The sequence below is a fragment of the Pedobacter sp. PF22-3 genome, from assembly GCF_026239555.1.
Taxonomy (GTDB): Bacteria; Bacteroidota; Bacteroidia; order Sphingobacteriales; family Sphingobacteriaceae; genus Pedobacter.
Window position 1 is genome coordinate 39,032 of sequence record NZ_JAPIVP010000013.1, and the last position, 19,594, is coordinate 58,625.

Sequence of the window (19,594 nt, forward strand, 5' to 3'; positions counted from 1 at the left end):
AAAATATATTTCAGGCTAAAATTGCCGTAAGAAAATCAAGCTAAAAATCAGCTTTTCCACACAGATAAAAAAACCATATTAAATAATTTTTAATTTTTAATTGTCTAAATATCAATTATTTAAAAATTACAAATTTAAATTTAAAGTGTAATTATTACACTAAGCTATTTTTACTGCTTTTTTCGGGAACGTTCCCGAAAAAAATAGATCAAAATTCTGTCATCTTTCGGGAACGTTCCCGAAAATCGTCAAAATTTCTTCGTGTTTTACACTAAGTGAAGAAAATTTTTGAAAATTTTGAACTAAAAAACACCCCTGTTTTTGGCCTTTTTTTGTCTATTTATTAGTCGAATTTCGCTTGATTATTTTGGATGTTAAAACCACCTCATTTGGCCGGTTTTTATTGGCTTGATCATCCAATACGGTAAACAGTAATTCAGCTGCTTTTTCCCCTATTTCAATAGCGGGTTGGGTGATGGTTGTAAGTGAAGGATTTAACAAAGGAGCAATTTCCAAACTGGAGAAACTGATCACCTTTAAATCATTGGGAATGTTAACATTAAGATCGTAGCAGGCATAATAAGTGGCAAAAGCCAAACGCTCTACCGAGGTAAAAATACCGTCGGGTTTTAATTGCGTTAAAGCCTCCTTAATGATCAGGCTATTTTCTTCATAACTGTTGCTGCAATCAACAATAAGATTTTCTTCAAATGTAACCTGATATTTGGCCAGTGCATCAATATAACCCTGCATACGGGTTTTACCTATTGATAAACTTTTATTCACCACCAGGTAAGCTATCCGCTTGCAACCCTGCTCTATTAAATGTTCTGTAGCCAGAAAACTACTGTCATAATCATTGGTAATTACCCTCGGGGTATCAATATCTTCGTAAATGCGGTCGAAAAATACCAATGGCAATCTTTTACTCCCAAATTTATTGAGGTAATTATGATCATTGGCCTCGCCGGAAACCGACATGATAATACCATCGGCCCTGCCGTTATGCAAATGGCGGATGAAAGTTACTTCTTTTTGGTAATCATCATCCGTTACATAAATTAAGATATGGTAACCATTTTCTCTGGCTACGCGCTCAATACCATGTATAGCCTGTGAGAAATAATTATTGGCCAATTCGGGTACAATAACTGCTATCGTTTTACTTTTTTGCTCCCTTAAATTACTGGCGTAATGGTTGGGCTGGTAGTTTAATTCCTTCGCCTTGGCCAATATACGCTCCTTTGTAGCACCATTAATGTCACTATTATCCCTAAAAGCCCGCGAAATTGTAGAAGTAGATAAATTTAACGCCTCTGCTAACTTCTTAATATTAATGCTGTCCATTTTTGGCTGTTAAACCCTAGTAGTTTGAATAAACGCTGTAAATATAAACTATAAGTCCGAAATATTTCACAGGCTTTAAAATCATGTTTGCTTTTTTAATGGTAAACCCGGCATACTACCGTAAATCACAGTCGGAAAAATAGTTAGTCAGCCCATTTTCTAAATTTTATAAATAAATATTCTTTTTTTTTAAAACAAAAAGCATCTTTGACGCATTAATAAACTATATGCGCAATCATTTGCAATTTCCAGTTGAAAAACAAACGATATGAAATAAAATTACAAAATGGCGAACAAGAAAATACTCATTGCCGATGACGACGAAGGAATTGTTGACGCGATAACAATGATTTTGGAAGTAATGGGTTATGTTGTTGAATTTACATATGATGGTGGAGCAGTTATTGACGCTGTAAAAAACAAACCAGACCTGATCATGCTTGATATCTGGATGAGTGGATATGATGGCAGAGATATCTGTAAACAGCTTAAAAACGATCCTCAATTTAAGGAAATCCCTATTTTAATGATTTCAGCCAGCAGGGATATCAGACAATCTGCGCTGGATGCTGGTGCAAACGATTTTATGGAAAAACCATTTGAGATGGATTCGTTATTGAATAGAGTAGAAATTTTGTTGAATTAGCTTGATACTACCCGAACTGTAACCCTGAATTTATTTCAGGGTCTTTTGAACGATGATTCTATTTGGAAAATTAATAATGATGAATCAATATTAACAGCATTGCAGTTAAATGGATCCTGAAACAAGTTCAGGATGACGAGCTTAAGTAAGGCCTACATATAGAATCTTAATGGTCAAATTTTCTGTTAATCAATCTCCACAAAATAAATCTTTTCGGGTAATTGCTTAAAAACAAACTCTGTTACACCACAAAGCCAAATTTTATGGTGCTTAAATTCTCCCCGAAACTGTTCCAGCAGATAGTCACCGCCACCACCCAAATTCTCTTCGCGTGCATACACAAGATGTAAAATTTCGGCATGATCAATATGCTCATCAGCCATTAATAATTTACATTCATTTTCAGCAGCAGCTACCCAGTTTAACAACTCATCAGCACCTTCTACCATTTGCAAATCTTCTGTTGCCCCGCCCCATTCGGGTATATCGGCATACCATTCGTGTTTTGCATTCTTATAAAAACGAATTGTTCTCTCCATATTTTGTAAAGAAAAAAAATCTAGCCCAATAATCCTGATAAAATTCACGAAATTTAGATCATTCCATGTCTGATTTAACTCCACCGGTTTTAAGAAAAATAATTCATATTGACATGGATGCTTTTTATGCATCTGTAGAGCAACGTGATTTCCCTGAATATCGTGGAAAACCTGTAGTGGTTGGCGGTAAGCCAGACAGTCGTGGTGTGGTTTCTACAGCCAGTTACGAAGCCAGGCAATATGGAATCCGCTCGGCAATGCCATCGAGTAAGGCTTACCAGCTTTGCCCGACAGCCATTTTCGTATATCCTCGTTTTGATGCCTATACTGCAGTTTCGAAAGCACTCAGGGAAATTTTTAGTCGGTATACGGATCTAATAGAGCCCCTATCGTTGGATGAGGCTTACCTGGATGTAACGGAAGACAAACTCGGCATCGGCTCGGCTCTTGATATTGCACAATCGATTAAAGATGCCATTAAAAATGAGTTAAATTTAACAGCTTCGGCAGGTGTATCGATCAATAAATTTGTAGCCAAGGTGGCTTCAGACATGAACAAACCCGACGGCTTAACGTTTATTGGCCCTTCCAAGATCGAAGCTTTTATGGAAAAACTCCCGGTCGAAAAATTCTTTGGTGTTGGCAAAGTTACCGGTGCCAAAATGAAGGCCATGCAGATTAATACAGGTGCAGATTTAAAAAAACTAACAGAAGCACAGCTCATTGCTCAATTCGGGAAATCGGGAAGATTTTATTATAAAATTGTTCGTGGGATAGACGAACGGCCTGTTCGGGCAAACCGCGAAGCAAAATCGGTAGGTGCAGAAGATACTTTTTCAGAAGATACCAATGATGATGCCGTGATGCACGATCTGCTGAAACAGATTAGTGAAACCGTGGCCAAACGCCTGGAAAAACACCAGCTAAGCGGAAAAACAATAACCCTAAAAATCAAGTTTGCGGATTTTAAACTCATTACCCGCAGCCGTTCCTTCGCCACACCGATTAACCAAGCAGCAGTAATTTATGCAGAGGCGATTAAACTTTTGGAAGAGGCAGCAATCGGCATAACCCAGGTCAGGTTGTTGGGCATTACCTTATCGCGCTTTTATGATGATGTGGAGATAGAAAAGCCAGAGAATAACCAATTGGAATTTGAGTTTTAGAACCACGAACCATCATTAAGGGATGACTTTTTCGGCCGAAGTCTGTCTCCTGATAGAAACATGCTGACAAAACCGTACGGTAAAATACCAACCGACAGGACTAAGCCGATCAGTTTTCATTTGGAGCGCAAGGCCTGTACAGCACATAAAGTTTCTTCCTGTTTTCCGCTTTTCCGCTTCGCTGCCTCGTGCCTCGTTGCTGCAGGGTAACGCTTCAACCAGGGCTAAGCCAGTAATACGGTATTTCATTTTGGGGGTTTAGGGTGCACAAAACCTGGTTCCTAAACCCGACAATGGCGGCAGCACAATTTCATTAAGTTAAGCGCCACACAATTGTCAGTTTGAGCGTAGTCGAAGACTTCTTGAACTTTATAAATTGCTGGTAAGTACCCTTCAACTACGCTATAAATGACAGACTCCCCAAAAAAAATTCGTCATCTCGACTGTAGCGCAGCGAAATGGAGAGATCTTTTCAACCGAACTATTAAAACCTAGTTTAAAAGATTTAGCTTCGCTGAGCCTTCGGGTTCTCCACTGCGGTCGAAATGATACTTCGATACAGCAATGACGATTTTTCGAGTATCTATATACCGTTAAATCCAAATGTCGCTCGTATTAATTTATTTATTTTAAGGACTTTACTGCTAAAAATATGCCGATCTTACTTGAGGAAACGTGGCATATCGAGAACAAAAAAAGGTTCTACAAATTAATGCAGAACCTTTGATTGTTAATTTAATGGAGGGGTGAGTTATTATTTAGTATTTAATTTATCAGAAAGCATTTTCATATAAAAACCGCCCACTACACTTCTGGCTTTAAAGTTATCTCGGATACCGGTATTTGAATCATAAAAATCATTTAACGGCACTCTCGATTCGGTTTCGATAGCATGTTTGTAAACCGGATGCACCAAAGCCTCGAACTCTTTTTGTGTTGGCGCAAAAGTAGCGGTCCATAAAATCCAGTCGTTTTTAGTGTAAGCTTTTCTGCTATCTAAAGGAATTCCGTATTTATTTTGTTTCGTCAGGTAATATTTGGTCTCGGTATCATATATTTTTTGAGGGAATAAATTTAAGTTTAAAACCTTATCCCACACCAGGTTATATTTCTGGCTCCAGGTATTCTTATCATTGAAAGTTAGGGCATAATGATCGCCCGCATCGGCCATTTCCATCCATTTCGGCACCATACTTTCGGCAATAGCCCTATATTTTTTAGCGATATCATCATAACCCAATGTTTGGGCCATTTGGGCATAACAGGCTATACCTACAATTGCTTTTACAGATAAATTGGCATTACGGGCCAGGTGACCGGCAAAATCATCGGTACATAATTGTGTTTTAGGGTCTAAGCCCTCTTTTGTCAAATAATCAACCCAGGTAGTCAGGGTTTTCCAGTGCGCTTTGGCATAATCGGCATTTCCCTTTACTTTGGCAATCGCAGCAGTTAGGATGATCATATTACCTGATTCTTCTACAGGCATCGGCTCGCCATAAGTTTGTCCGTTGGCCAACGGGTAGGTTCCTAAATCGTGTGCCGCCCAGGGATGAGGATATTTTCCACTTTCGCTGAAATAGAAAATACCATTCAACATGCCCTCTAATAATTCAGGGTTATAAATCAGGTATAATGGTGCAGATGGATAAGTTACATCAACGGTATTGATAAAACCACCACTATTATTTTCTTTAGATAACCATAAAATTTCACCTTGTGGACTTTTTACCAATGTATGTGCAGCAATACTTTGTCGATAACCTAACACACATAAATCAGCATATTCTTTACCGCCAGATTTTAAGGCATCTGCATATAAAGTCTGGTTAAAAGCTTCACACTTCTCGATCACTTTTTTGTATTCGTCAGCCGCAGCCGTTAATTGTGCTTCGATGGTTTCTTTACCCGAGGTATTCCACCATGGCCTTAAATTTTTATTAAAATATTGAATGCTGTAAATTTCATCATAACCCAGTTCAACATATTTTTCTACCGCAGCTTTACCTACAGTACCGAAAGGGATAACGGTATTTAAAGCGAGCATCTTACCCTGTTTAGCTGTTGAAGCAGAATTATCTTTTCTAAAAGCGTCAGCAGCATCTTTTTCGCTTGTTACAAACTGGATGGCATTGCTGGTTTTTGGTGCAGCTACATAGAAATAACCCCAATCAATACGCATATCATCACTCGCTTTTTGAAGAATTGGCTGTTCTACCGTACCTGTTTTTAGTACCGATAATTTGGCCGTGCTGTATTTACTGGCCTTAACCTCTTGTGTAGGACGATAAACGGCAATGTTTGATGAGGCACTCAGGTATACTTTTACCTGGTGTGTTTTGCCATCATTTGCTTTTACCTGATAAGAAACGTAAGAAACCGGGCGTGCAAATAAACCCAAATCGTTCATCAACAATGGTGAAGTGAAAGTTAATTTAAGATCTATTTTACCACAAGTAAAGTTATAAATCGTTTGCGTCGCATTAATATCGACACTTTTTTGCCTGGCGATCTGTACTTTTTCGGCATTGTCTTTTAATTTATCTACTAAACCAAAATCAAGGAAACGACCTCCCGCAGTATTGATCAGGTGGATGGCCATTACATTTGATCCGGCTTTTAAAGCACTTTTATCGCTTTTGCCTAAAGCAATATATTTAAAATCATTGGTCCAACCTTCTTTCGTGTAGATTTTCTTTCCATTCAGGTAAACCTCGATGTTATCATCGTGATTGATTTTTAAAAACAGTTCGTTTATTGATGCAGGATTAGCGACATTAAAGGTTCTCCTCACCCATATATCGTGCGATTTCCATAATGTTTTCACGTTTTTGGCATCGTCTCCTATAGGTGCATTACCTGTTTGCCAGTTGCTGGCCGGGTAGTTTGCAGCTTTCCAATCGCCCTGAGGCTCGGTTTCTGTATACTTTACATCATAAGCTTTTTCATATGAAGCAGGTACAACCGTTTTATAGGCGGTACTTTCTTTACCTAAAAAACGATAAATACCACCATCAACATTAATCATTCCTAAAAGCGAATGATCGGCGCCCGTCCAATGCTGGGTAGAAGATTCATTTAGTTTATCCGTGGTAGACCAGATACTGAAATAGGTATTGTGTGTAATTAAGGGATAAGCCGGGGCTTTTCGATCCTGCGCCTTTAGCAAACTGCCTGCAAACATACAGCCGAGTATACCTAAGACTTTTAAAATGTTGGTTCTGTTCATAATTTGTGTGTTGAAATCTGATCGTATATTTTGGTTAGATTTAACGTTAGTTAAACGTTTTACTAAAGTATAAAATATAATTTACTTTTCGCAAGAGAAGCCAATTTTAATTGTCCGAACGACATTTAAACAGAATCTAAAGAAGTCAAGCTTTAACGACCATAATGCCGGGAAACTTGACTTCTTTGGAGATCTGCTGCTTTTCTGCTAAATAGACCCTAAAATAAATCCGATAGCTACCGGATCAAGTGACCTTAGCCATTAAGGAGTTGAGTTTTTAATTGCCTGAATCCTAATAAAAACTTAACTTTTTTTTCAAAAAAATACATGAAGTTTTTAAGCTTCATGTATTATTCAAATGGTTTGGAGCGCCAATTATTTAGGGTTGTTTTTTATTGATGGTCCATTCGGATAGCTGAAATATACGGCTTCCCCTATTGGCTTTGATGTAAAGACGATAGAATTTATAGGCTACAAAGTTGTCAAAATAATATCTTTTCGTCACACGTCTATCGCCAGAATTGGCCCAAGGACAAGTGGTTACGGTGTGTAAGTCGGTATACTGGATACCATCTATTGATCCCTGCAAAATCCAATACCGTGGGTCGCGATCTTCAGCATCGTTACCCGAGGTTAAGGTGTAAGCGCCAACTACCTGCGGTGTTGTAAGTTCGAAAGTACATCTTTGCGTACCATCAAAACCCGCCTGTAAAAATTTGGTCGTGATGTCTCCATCAACCAATTTTTTAGATCCCTCATCAGAATTGGGGCCGGCACCGGCTTCTAGGTTTACCGAGAATATGCCTCCAACCGTCTGCATATAATTTTCCCCGATTTTGGTTGGATCGAAATTCGGATCGACAATATTTAAAAGCACTTCTTTTGAGGCAGAATAACCCTGGCCATTTCTGGCGGTTAAGGTTACTTTATATTTGCCTGGGAAACGATAGACATGTTTTGGATTGACCGAAACAGAAGTACTATCATCTCCAAATTGCCACAACAAAGTTTTATAATTTGTAGAGCTACCTGTAAACTGGTATTCTAAAAACTTGGTCGGACTGGCAACTGTATAGTCAAAACCTGCTGTTGGTTTAGGTTCATCCACTACAGGCACAACCTCTTCTGCATCCTTCTTACACTTTACTGTGGTGATTACAATAAGTATTAAAAGAGATAGGATACTGCATGATCTTTTTACATTATTTTTCATATCTAATTAATATTTAAGGCGTTGGAAATAATTGAGATTTTGGTATTACCCTTTTTGATAAAACATTCGGCACTTCTATTTCTAGATAAGCCTGCTGCCCACCAACATTTTCACGGTGATGTGCCTCAATAGTGTAACGTTTACCGCGTTCTAAAAAGATAGTGCCCTTACGCGAATCTTTATCCCACTGAGTGGTATAATCATCTACCAAAGCAACACCATTTACATATAACCTTGAGCCATCATCCCAGCGGGTTTGATAAAAAGTATAGGTACCACGTACGGGTGCCAGGAACTCGCCCTTCCATTTACTTGCAAAATTATCTCTGCTTAATTGTTTTCCGGCAGCATTTTTTACATTATCCGGCCATCCATCGCCACTAAAGTTAATGGTCTCATCTATCCTCGTCAAAAATGGTGCACGTCCGTCATCCGGATCTAACTGGGTGTCTGTATAATATTTGGCCGTTAAACCAGTGCCGTTTCCTGTGATGTACGAGTTATTATCCAAATTTACGTTTGGATCTACCACCACTATTATTTTGCTCCTGGTAGGGTGAATCACATGGTTAGTGGCTTCACTAATACTAAAGGCGAATGCAAATTTCTTATTGGCAACAATGTTGGCATCAAAAACCGGCCATGGAATCTGAAGTCTGACAACCGCACTCGAAGCACCTGTGGCAAACCGAACCAAGGTATCAACGCTGTAATCTTTAGCAGCCAGGTGTATGGCATCAACAGGCAAAGTTCCGTTGCCCACCAAAGTAGCAATGGTATCGATATTCTCTTTTATTTTAATGTTGAAAGCCGTTGAAGGTTGGTTTTCTAAATTTACTATAAGTGGAATAGTTACCCCTGCAGGCCCCACAATGTAATCTCCCTGGTACACCAAGTTATAGATACCTGCATTTTTTAATGTTAAGTAATGTAAATCGGTAGTTTTTAACAAGTCAGAAGTATTGATGATCACCATAATGGTAGATTTGCCGGCAGCAATCTTATTTCCTTTGCCCGGAGCTGAAAGCCTTAGTGCAAAAACAACTTTTTTCCCATAATTACGCTCCAATACAGAGCGGCGCACAATGGCAATACCTTCACTGTTATCGGTCCCATAAGCCACGTTAATTACATTAGGGTACTCTACTGCTGTAGATGGCATAAGTACTGCATTTGTAATGGTTCCATTATTAATTAACTGCGTAACGGTATCGTTATTTAAAGTTAAACCCACCTGAAAGGCCTCTTCTGCAACGCCGGTCAAAGAAATTTTAAAAGGCACCTTAACGTATTCGTTATCTATAGATACCTTCCCGGCAACAATACCTTCTCCTGTTATACTCCTGGTATTGGGATCGGGCAATGTTAAATCTTCTATTTTTGATTTGCGACAAGAATAAATGCCAATAATGGCTAAACTTATCAATGCGATATATATAATTTTTTTCATTTTATACTATTTTAAATGATCAGCAAATCTGTTATTGATCTAGCCAAACGCGGCCATCAAGCCCCCAGGTTTGTTTATTGGCAATTTTTAACCAGTTTATAATCTGTGCCGGGATATCTGCTGTTTGAGGAACAAATATGGCCAGTGTTTCTGGAGCAGGTGGGCAGATCAGATCGTTAAAACTCTCCCAGTCATAGGTGCCCTGAAATTTGAAATCATGTGCCTGAGAACTTATATCGGCCATGATATTGCCATTACCATCTGTTGCGGGCCAGTATCCTACCAGAAAATTAAAGTATGGGTGACTTTGATCTATTGAAGTTTGACAGGCATAATTGCCAATCATACCATCTGGAACAGAAAATTTAAAAAAGCGGATATCACTTACATACACATCAGGCTCTCCGTGCCCATTTCCATTTAAATATCCCAATTTTAAAGGATTAGCATTTGCCAACGAGCCTGAACCGGTAATTTCGACCTCATTATTAAAGCTACCGTTGGTGTAGGTACGAACAAACCTTTGTCCATTGCGCACCTCTATCTTTGCTGTTAAGTTTGTCCATTTCCCCTTTGGAAAACTTCCGCCCCTGCATTGGTGGTAATCTCCATCTTTAGTACCCCGCCATTCAAAATACCAATAGTCTTCTTCCAGATAAATTACCCAACCTACACTTGGGTGGCCGCTCGACCACTCATTACGTTTACCCAAAACGCTTGGCCAGAAAAACTTGTCTTCGTTCTTTTTAACCTTAAGTTCTATGGTCACCTTTGTGGTATCGTCAATGTTATAAACATTAGCATCAGCGGCATCAACCTGTGCCCTAACATCTTGTCCCTTAAAACGGATGGTTTTACCTAAATACCGGTTACCGGTAAATGGCTTTGTTAAAATTCGTTTGTTGTAGGTTGGCGCATAATAAATTACAAATGAATTTACTTTGGGCTGGCTAAAAATGGTTTGGTCATCAGCATTTGCAGGTAAGGTATATTGCCCACCAGCACTTGATGCAATAACAACCAGCCATTGCTCATTGTTATAATTAGGCCTTTTCTTTAGTGCAGCAAGGAGTTCTCCTACTGCAGTATCAAATTTTTCTATCGCTGCTTTGTATGCCGGAAAAGAAACATCATACCCGGATGCTGCCCCTGCTGCATTAATCCCTGTAAAATGACCGACGATAACTGATGCGGTATCGCTGCCGATATTGCTGATTAAACCAGCTTTAACGGCATCATCATCTGCAACCAAATTACTGGCATCAGCCCCCGTGTTTAACGATTTAAAAACTGCTGAAGGGGTATAGGTTACGATTTTCGATTTTGCACTTGCCTCTTTAATCCTGTTAAAGATAATAGGGTAATTCTGCAGATTGTTATTCGTTAATTCATTATTGGTAACCTTATGTTTTTCCATTTTAACCCCGGTTAACATATTTGCCCAATTACTTGCGTTTGAGGTTGCTTCAGGATCACTTAAACCTACCCAAGTGTAAATAGCATGTGGTAAAATTGCATCTATATTTGGTGTATTGGCATCTAAAACCGATTGCCCCCTCGCCCCATCAACCACCAAATAAAGTACCTTTCGGTTTCCGTATTTAACGGTTGTAGTATCGCTGGCATTCTTATCCCCAATGGTTCTATCGAACTCTTTATTGCAGGAAAATATGGCCGTGGTTATGATTGTTGCGATTAAGCCAATCAATAATCTATATTTTTTCATTATAATCATCTTAATTTATATCTGGTTAGCTTAATCTATTATTCGATGGTTACCCTAATGATGTGATATAACGGTAAATTATCAAAACGATAAAATTCACCAATTAACAATAATGCTTTTTTACCATCTGCAGATTTGGTTTCGATCACATCAGATAAGCCACCATTAAAAGGACCGGTAGAATTGTATCCTTTTGCCAATGTCCCTGTCGATGTTAATACCATAAAACCATTTCTGGTAATGTTATTGTATTTTATAAAGTTCCCGCTTGCTACAATTAATCCGTTATTAAGCTGCTTGGCGAAACCAGGAAAACCACCTTCAAATGATCTGGAAGCAAATGTCTCATCTAAAGTTCCGTTATCATTTAAAACCGCCATACCAAATGCTGGTTTACCATTGTATTGGCTAAAGATTCCAGTAATCACATATTTTTTTGTAGTAGCATTATAAGTACATGAACTTATGGTATTATCTGCCCCTGAGCCGGGCGTAAAAGAGGGATCGAGGTTTCCGTCAGGGTTTAAACGAACGATACGATTGGCCGGTTGACCATCAAACGTACTAAAGCTCCCAAATACCACCAGTTTTTCCAATTTATCTGCATCCGTATGCATATAACTATCGATATTTCCATTTCCACTTTCCTTCCCTTTATTGGTTGTAGTATTAAAACGAAATGTTTTATCAAGGCTACCATCTAAATTAAAGCGCAAAACCTGGCGAATATCTGTACTATCCAATATTACCGTATCCCTTGATAAGTCGTAGTTAAACTTATCATAAGTTCTTTTTACGTAAAATCTAAAATTACCTGTTGCTAAAATTTTTCCCTGATGGGCATATAAACGGTTGATATAACCATTTGTACCACCGTTAAACCTCGGGAACCATTTTTGCGTAACCGTATCGGTAACCGTTGGTTTTCTTTTCGTTTGGATTTTTACCGTATCTATTGCTCCAGTGGTGAACAAGCTGGTAATGTTGCTGATATTTTCGGTACGCTGGTTAAATCCGCTAAAACTACCCGCAATAATAAAGCGACCCCCAATTTCCAAAACCCTATATAATGGACCATTTGCCCCTTTTCCGGTACGGAAAGTACGATCGTATTCTCCGTCAATGGATGTTCTGGCAATTCGATTGATTGGAACCACCCCACCTTTGTTATCAAAATTGGTAAAGTTACCTACAACGATAGCTCTTCCATCAACCATTTCGTATACCTGACTTACATAACCGTTGGTACCCGCTACAGCTTTAAAGGTAGGATCGATCTGAATGAGTCCCTTTACAGTAAAAGTTGGACCAATAAATAACTGATCGCCAATGGCGATGGATGTTACGCCCGAACTGCCGCTTTCCGGAACTTTAACTGTAATTTCTGTGGCGGTTACATTAACTACCTCGGCCTTTTCGCCGTTAAACATAAAGGTCAATTGATCTTTATATTTATCAAAGCCCGAAGCTTTGATGACCACAGAGGTACCTACGACCCCAACAGCAGGAACAGGAACATCGGTTTGAGAGATGGCTACTCCTAAAGGCGATTTAGCATCAGCATAAGGGTCAGGGATCACATCATCAGCCTTTTTACACCCTTGAAAGCTTAAGGCAAGTAAAGTGATTATTGTGAATATAAATTTAATCTTTTTCATCATTTAATTTTCTTGAGGTAAAAACAGTTATGACTTATTTTGAGGAATTAGAAGGCGCTAAACCGCTAAAATATACATCACTAAAAAAATCACTCTCGTTAAAGCCAAAATAAGCGCCGCCTCTTATGTCATTATAGGCCAAAGTGTGTACAACGCCATTGGTAGGTTTTATATCAGATGATGCCACCTTATTGATGTACCAATTATCATTAGGTTTTGAAGCATCAGGAATATAAGTTAAGTTTAATTGGCGGTAGCCTATGTATTTGATATTGTTTGCAGTAGCATAGGTTACCCCGATATTTGAGATATTACCCCCAAAAGAATAATACAAACCACCCGGATAAACGCTCTTAACATCAAAATCGATCTGCTGATAGTCCTTTAACCTATTCACACCCTTAAACATGTAGCGTTGCAGATATCTCCTCCAGATTACCGGGCTAATCTGATCCAGCGTTTTAACGGTATCTTTTCCTGAATAAAAAAGAAAATTATTTAACCCATTGGTTTTAACTGTGCCGATTGTTTTTTTAATTACCTCATCATCAGGCGCAAAAAAAGTAAAGTCTTCGTTAGAAAAGTTGCTTTCCATACCCGCCAGCTTTACAATCTGGGCGATGGTATCAAAAGGTACTTTTTTAGCCTGTAAATATTGAAGCATATTCCCATTAAAATTAGGATTAGCCAGGCCTCCATCACGATAATATTCATCACGTTTACAAGCATTTAATACAAGCAGTAAAGCAGCACAAGCAAAAATTAGCTTTTTCATATCTCTTTTATTATAATTAATTACCACCATTAACCCAGTAATCATTCAATTTCATAAAGGGGTTGTTGTTTAGTGCACCAGAATTAATTGGCCAGGTCCAGGCACCACGACTAAATTTATCTGACGTGAGCACGTTGTAAGAATACTGACTGTTCAGGATTCTCTTCGTTCTAACCAAATCGAAATAATGTTGACCTTCTCCAATCAGCTCTCTTGAACGTTCGTAAAAGATAAATTCTTTAAGATCTCCGTTTGAAGAGGTGTACGGGGATGCGCCAGCACGTGCTCTTACCAGATTAACCAATCTTATGGCCTCGGCATCTTCATCAATATTGGCCAGCGCTTCTGCTGCAAGCAGGAGTTCTCCACCGTACCTAAAAATCATAAAGGTGTTGTCAGGATTGGCATCTTCCTCTCCTACTATAAAAGAGTTTTTGGCATACTTTAACATCATGAACTTGCCATTGTCGGCAAAAATATCTTCATTAAACCAGGTAGTAATTCTTTTGTCGCCACCATCCTGAAAAAGTTTCTGCATGTATTCGCCACGGTAATAAGCAAAACTTACACGGTGGGTATATTCTGGTCTTTTGTACGGATAATGCAAAAACATATCGGCAATAGGTGCAACATTCAGCACGGCATCACCATAATTTATACTTTGATAAAATTCGAACAGGCTTTCATCTGAACGGCCTTTGATCACTGTTGACCAATCTGAAAGTGGTAATAACCGATAAGCGTTACTGGCAACCAATTCTTTCCCTAAATCTGCAGTAGCCTGATAATATTTTCTAGCGTTAGCACCATCAAAACCTGCATTCCACATATTCATCTCCATCATTAAGGCAATGATACTGCCTCTACTTGCACGAACCCCTTTTAGAGCAGGATCGCCATAGGTAAATGGAATCTGATTTTTATAACTGTTTAAATCGGCAATACATTTATTTAATACGGATACAAAATTTTCGCGGGGTAGTGATGTAGAATGAAATGCATCAGTATAATACACAACATCGCCAAATAACCGCACCATGGTAAAGTAACAAAGTGAACGAATAAATGCAGCTTCAGCTTTAAACTGTCCTTTTTCGGTATCAGTAACACCAGGAACACCTTCATCTAATTTCGCAATCAAAATATTGGCACCTTGAATTGCCCTGTAATAACCACTCCAATCGGTTATTCTATCAAAATTGTAATAGTCCCAGGGTTGCCCCCTTCTGATCAGGTTTAACAGATCGTTTCGGCCTAAGTACTCCACATATTCGCGTGAAGCGGCATTATCAGACTGGCTTTCGTGCAACACCTCGCCCGATCTGTATTCTCCAACTGCACCAACATAATGTGTTTCGTTTATTTTGCTAAAAACAATCCTCGACAGATCATAAATATTGGCAACAACATCCTCTTTAGTCTGGAAATAGTTGTTCCCTGTTAGTTTATCTAAAGGCTGTACGTTTAAAAACTTTTTACATGAAGGCAGGCAAAAACATGCTGCAATAACCAAAGTGTAAATAATAACTTTTTTCATAATAAATATTTTTAGTTGCCTGTATTAAGTTCTAAGTTTAAACCAATGTTATAGGTACGTGGTACAGGGTAACCGTTAGAAATATCGCGCCCTAATGCGGTTACGTTTTCTGGATTTGGACCACTATATTTAGAAAATGTGATTAAGTTATTGGTAGAACCAAAGATCCTTAAATTGGCCAGTCCGTACCTGCGGATCAACTTCTTATCGAACATGTAAGACAGCGTTAAATTATTAATTTTCAGATAGCTACCACTTTCCTGCCATAAGGTTTGATCGGCTCTAAGTGGCTGAATATTTCCATAACGGGCAAAATCATAAGGGTATGGGTATTTAGCCACATCACCAGGGCGCTGCCAGATATTTAAATCGCCTAAAGGTACCACGGCATTTAATGCATAAGGATTTCGCATAATGGCAATACGATCAGCAAGGGCATTATTTAAGATTGTCCTATCGGCTGTGTAACTGGCATACACGTTTAAGCCCCACTTTTTATACCTCATGGTGAGGGATAAACCACCTGTAAACAATGGTTGTGAGTTTCCGGTAATTTCGTAATCACGGCCATCCAGAATGTAATCGCCATTAACATCTTTCAAAATCGGGTCTCCACCGTAAAAGAAGGTGTTGTTGGTTTGGTACCTTTTTCCGGTAACCGGATCTACCGGTACATCTGCATCTGTTTTGTATACGCCCTGGTTAATTCGCAAATAGTTTGATAAGGTATTTCTGCCTACTCGGAAAACATTATGCTGCAGATAACCAGAACCATCGAAGCGGATATACTGTCCGTTATACTCTTCAGGCAATTTTAACAACACATCACGGTTATATGCGCCATTTATTGAAAAAGATAAATCGAAATCCTTGCTGGTAATGGCTTTTACAATTAAGTTGACCTCGGTACCATAGTTGGCGATACCCAAATCGTTACTTGCTAGTTTGTTAAAACCTGTAGTATTTGATAAAACACGATCGAACAATAAATTATCTACCTTTTTGAAATAACTATCTACAACGATTGAAAATCTGTTCAGGAAACCAATATCAAAACCAATATTGTATTGACTTGTAGTGGTTGGCTTTAAAGCCGGATTTGGAATTAAATCGTAATCGATACCGATGGTTTGCGTATTGTTATAATTTCCATTCAGGTTATAAATACCATAAATACTTTGAAGATTACCTGTAGGTACAATATTTTGGCCCCATGTTAACCTTAAACTACCATAGTCTAGCCATTTTTGATCAATTAACCAGTTTTCTTTATTAAAATTCCACCTTAAACCTACTGAAGAGTTTTTAGAATATGGATTTTCCAAACCACTTGATGAAGTACCATCTAAACGGTAAGAGAACTCGGCTACATATTTTTTATCATAATCATAAGATAGTGATCCTGCAAAAGAGGCAATTGTAGCATTTTTATAACTACTTAACACCCCGCCACCTCTTGAATAATAACCATCGTAACCGAGTGGCCCCTGAAGCTGATCATTTGGAATTCTTTCCTGCCGGCTTATGGATGATTGGGCACCTAGTTTATAAATTTCATTAAATGTATTGATAAAGAAATTATGCTTATCGCCCAATGTTTTAGCGTAGGTAATTGCATTTCTATTGTACAACTGGAAATTTCTGCCGTTATAATCATAAAGTTTGGCAAATGATCCATTGGCCGCAGCCGGTGTAAATGTAGTTTCGGTATCTGAAGTATAATCGTAACTCAAGGTAGAAGATGCTGCCAAACCAGGTATAAATTCGTAACGGGCATCAATATTTGCCCGTAAATTTCTAGAGTTATTATCATTCAGTGTTTGCAAAGCAGATAATACCCCGCCAGAAGCCTGGTAAAAAGATGGAGGCGGTAAAAGTGTTGAGGCCTGACCGTTTGAAGCTACCCCCGATTGAAGTAAGCCGGCACCGTTACCTTTATTCTGTTTACCCACCGAGCCATTAACGAAACCGAAAAATCTAAATTTATCATTCGGTTTAAACTCCATGTTCATATTTAAATTGTAACGATTATAACCAGTATTTTTAATTACCCCTTTTTCTGAATAATAGCCCATATTGGCTTTGTAATTAAATTTTTGGTCGCCGCCATCTAAAGCCAGGTTATGACTTTGGTTAAAGGTTGTTTGATAAAATACATCCTGCCAATCAGTAGAATTATTCCAGTAGGCATTTAAACTATCGGCAAGAAAAGGTGTATTGCTAATTCCCCTGATCTGATCTATGGTTTCTGCGTTTAAAATAATCTGCTGGATTTTTAATTGACGTTCGGAATTACCACCTAATGTTTCGCGTAATTTAGGCGGAGCATTAACGAAAAAGTTCGATACATATTTAATCCGCGGCACTTTAGAGTTACCTCTTTTAGTGGTGATGATGATTACCCCATAAGCACCTCTGGATCCATACATGGAAGTCGCCTGCGCATCTTTCAGGATCTGGATGTTTTCAACATCTTCCTGAGGGATCAGCGAAAGTGGACTTACACCAGGACCCTGCGTTTGAAAACCAAACTCTGCCGCCCTATCTGCATCCAAAGGCACACCATCTATAATATACAATGGCGATGTGGGTTGTAAAAATGAATCGTTGCCACTGCCTGAAATGCTTAAACTGGATAAACCACGAAGCTGTACCGATCCCCTAAAACCCGGAGCACCGGTATTGTTCTGGATATTTAACCCCGGTACTTTACCCTGTAAAAGCGTCTCAATGTTTGATACCGGAACATCGGAAACATCTTTACCGCTAAGCACCGTTACCGATCCAGCGGTTGTTTCTTTTGGTCTGTTTTGATAAGCTACAATAATGATATCATTCAGATCTTTACGGTCTTCGCTAATGGTAACCGTAATATTGGTTTGACCGGTAATTTTGGCTGATGCGGTATTGTACCCTAAAAATTTAAACAACAGTGTTCCGCCAACAGGTACGTTAACCGAAAACTTTCCATCGCCATTGGTTTGCGTTAAGCCTTTATTTGTGCTTTGCAAAACAACAGATACGCCTGGCACCCCCTGTTTGGTATCTTTATCGAGTACCCTGCCATTTACAATAATGTTTTTTTCCTGCGAATAGGCATTCGTACAACATATTATACATACAATAAGTAATGTATATAAAAGTATATTTCTTTTCATAATATTAACTTTATTGATCAACTATTCGTTAGCAAATTTTGGGTTCTCATTTTTGAAATGAAAGACGATTTCCCAGTCGCCAGCCTTATAAATAGCGAAATCGACGCCGAAACTGCCCACGGTACGTGTACCACCAAAACCAATCCGGGAGTAACTCAGCTCTGCTTTTGCCCTTGATCCGCCCCTGGCGTAAGATGTAGGGATTTCTACCAATGGAATAGGATACGCAACATCATATTGAACATATTTGTCGGTTTTTTGGATATTGAAACCATGGATCATCTTATCCCAAACTGTTTCATTGAAAAACTTCGGATCAATCGGTAAAGAATCTGTGCCCAAAACTACAATGCGTAACGAATGTCCATTACCGCCTGAGGTTAGCGGACGGATATATACAACCGCATCCTTTTTCTCATTGTTGCTCACCAAGTTTAAGCTTGAAGTTGCACCAATTACATTATTTAGATAAGGACGAATGTAATCCCTCCGTTTTTTATCAAACGGAAAATTTGGATCAGGTGCAGGCAAACCCGTGTATGCATTAAAATCATTCGATGGTTCGTAAGGGCGCTCTCTGAAAGGCCTGATCTGAAAGTCCCTAATCAGGCGCTCTCCACCCGTATTTTTAACCTTAACATCAAAAAAGCGGGTATCCTGAGAGAAGTTGGTACTATCAGTCGGGCGCGGTTTTAATATCTGATTAGTTGCCGATGGCCATAAGATAAACTCACCTGATGAACGTATTTCGAATATGGGATGCGTTTCGATTTTTCTTTTAGCCTCAATTTCTGCCAAACTTTTTTCTAAACCGGTATAAGGGGCTGTCCATACGTAAGTTGGTGCTGTTGTAAAAAGATCGCTCACTGGCTTTCCATCACCAAACCTTACGTTTACAATTTCGAAGGTGATCGGATTGGTTGAGTTATCGCTGTTAAAGCCACCGATAAGATTGGTTCTACCGATAATTGGCTCCAGAATTTTATTACTAAAATTCACATTGTTGCTCATATAATCTTTCTCATCAGGTAAATCGAAAATCTTCTTACAGCTGCTAAAAAGGGTTACGGTAAGCAAAACGAGCGCAAAATATTTATATATGATCGATTTCATCGGACTATTTATTTTAGTGTTTTTATTTCCCATCACT

General features: G+C 38.7%; 13 protein-coding genes. 2 read left to right on the forward strand and 11 right to left on the reverse strand.

Annotated features, from left to right (window positions below; genetic code table 11):
• Window positions 1–336 precede the first annotated feature (336 nt).
• Window positions 337–1,347, reverse strand: a complete 1,011-nt coding sequence (locus tag OQX63_RS16400) for a LacI family DNA-binding transcriptional regulator (RefSeq protein ID WP_265851901.1) — start codon at window positions 1,345–1,347, stop codon at window positions 337–339.
• Between the two features lie 286 nt (window positions 1,348–1,633).
• On the opposite strand from OQX63_RS16400, the gene OQX63_RS16405 reads away from it, so the two are divergent.
• On the forward strand, window positions 1,634–1,993 hold the full coding sequence (locus OQX63_RS16405; RefSeq protein WP_265851902.1) for a response regulator: 360 nt from the start codon (window positions 1,634–1,636) through the stop codon (window positions 1,991–1,993).
• Between the two features lie 185 nt (window positions 1,994–2,178).
• Here the strand turns inward: OQX63_RS16405 and OQX63_RS16410 are convergent, their stop codons facing one another.
• Entirely contained in the window at window positions 2,179–2,532 is a 354-nt protein-coding gene (locus OQX63_RS16410; RefSeq protein ID WP_265851903.1) for a DUF6717 family protein, read from the reverse strand.
• Between the two features lie 65 nt (window positions 2,533–2,597).
• On the opposite strand from OQX63_RS16410, the gene dinB reads away from it, so the two are divergent.
• Window positions 2,598–3,698: a DNA polymerase IV gene (dinB, locus tag OQX63_RS16415; protein WP_265851904.1), complete on the forward strand. Its 1,101-nt coding sequence runs from the start codon at window positions 2,598–2,600 to the stop codon at window positions 3,696–3,698.
• Window positions 3,699–4,452: 754 nt separating this feature from the next.
• On the opposite strand, the gene OQX63_RS16420 is transcribed toward dinB, so the two are convergent.
• The 9 genes from OQX63_RS16420 to OQX63_RS16460 all read right to left on the reverse strand — a co-directional run bounded on the left by OQX63_RS16420 (window position 4,453) and on the right by OQX63_RS16460 (window position 19,590).
• A complete protein-coding gene (locus OQX63_RS16420) occupies window positions 4,453–6,882 on the reverse strand; it encodes a glutaminase domain-containing protein (protein ID WP_416276538.1) in 2,430 nt (809 codons plus the stop codon).
• Window positions 6,883–7,306: 424 nt separating this feature from the next.
• Window positions 7,307–8,140 carry a PKD domain-containing protein gene (locus tag OQX63_RS16425; protein ID WP_265851906.1) on the reverse strand — a complete coding sequence of 278 codons (834 nt, stop codon included), beginning with the start codon at window positions 8,138–8,140 and terminating at the stop codon, window positions 7,307–7,309.
• A gap of 13 nt (window positions 8,141–8,153) precedes the next feature.
• Window positions 8,154–9,590, reverse strand: coding sequence for a PA14 domain-containing protein (locus OQX63_RS16430; RefSeq protein WP_265851907.1), 1,437 nt, complete (start codon window positions 9,588–9,590; stop codon window positions 8,154–8,156).
• A 31-nt stretch (window positions 9,591–9,621) separates the two neighbouring features.
• Window positions 9,622–11,316, reverse strand: coding sequence for an alkaline phosphatase family protein (locus OQX63_RS16435; protein ID WP_265851908.1), 1,695 nt, complete (start codon window positions 11,314–11,316; stop codon window positions 9,622–9,624).
• A gap of 38 nt (window positions 11,317–11,354) precedes the next feature.
• On the reverse strand, window positions 11,355–12,977 hold the full coding sequence (locus OQX63_RS16440; protein WP_265851909.1) for a DUF5008 domain-containing protein: 1,623 nt from the start codon (window positions 12,975–12,977) through the stop codon (window positions 11,355–11,357).
• Window positions 12,978–13,008: 31 nt separating this feature from the next.
• A complete protein-coding gene (locus OQX63_RS16445; protein WP_265851910.1) occupies window positions 13,009–13,749 on the reverse strand; it encodes a fasciclin domain-containing protein in 741 nt (246 codons plus the stop codon).
• 16 nt (window positions 13,750–13,765) lie between these two features.
• On the reverse strand, window positions 13,766–15,286 hold the full coding sequence (locus OQX63_RS16450) for a RagB/SusD family nutrient uptake outer membrane protein (RefSeq protein ID WP_265851911.1): 1,521 nt from the start codon (window positions 15,284–15,286) through the stop codon (window positions 13,766–13,768).
• Between the two features lie 11 nt (window positions 15,287–15,297).
• A complete protein-coding gene (locus OQX63_RS16455) occupies window positions 15,298–18,444 on the reverse strand; it encodes a SusC/RagA family TonB-linked outer membrane protein (RefSeq protein ID WP_265851912.1) in 3,147 nt (1,048 codons plus the stop codon).
• Between the two features lie 21 nt (window positions 18,445–18,465).
• Entirely contained in the window at window positions 18,466–19,590 is a 1,125-nt protein-coding gene (locus tag OQX63_RS16460) for a DUF5007 domain-containing protein (RefSeq protein ID WP_265851913.1), read from the reverse strand.
• Between the last annotated feature and the right edge of the window lie 4 nt (window positions 19,591–19,594).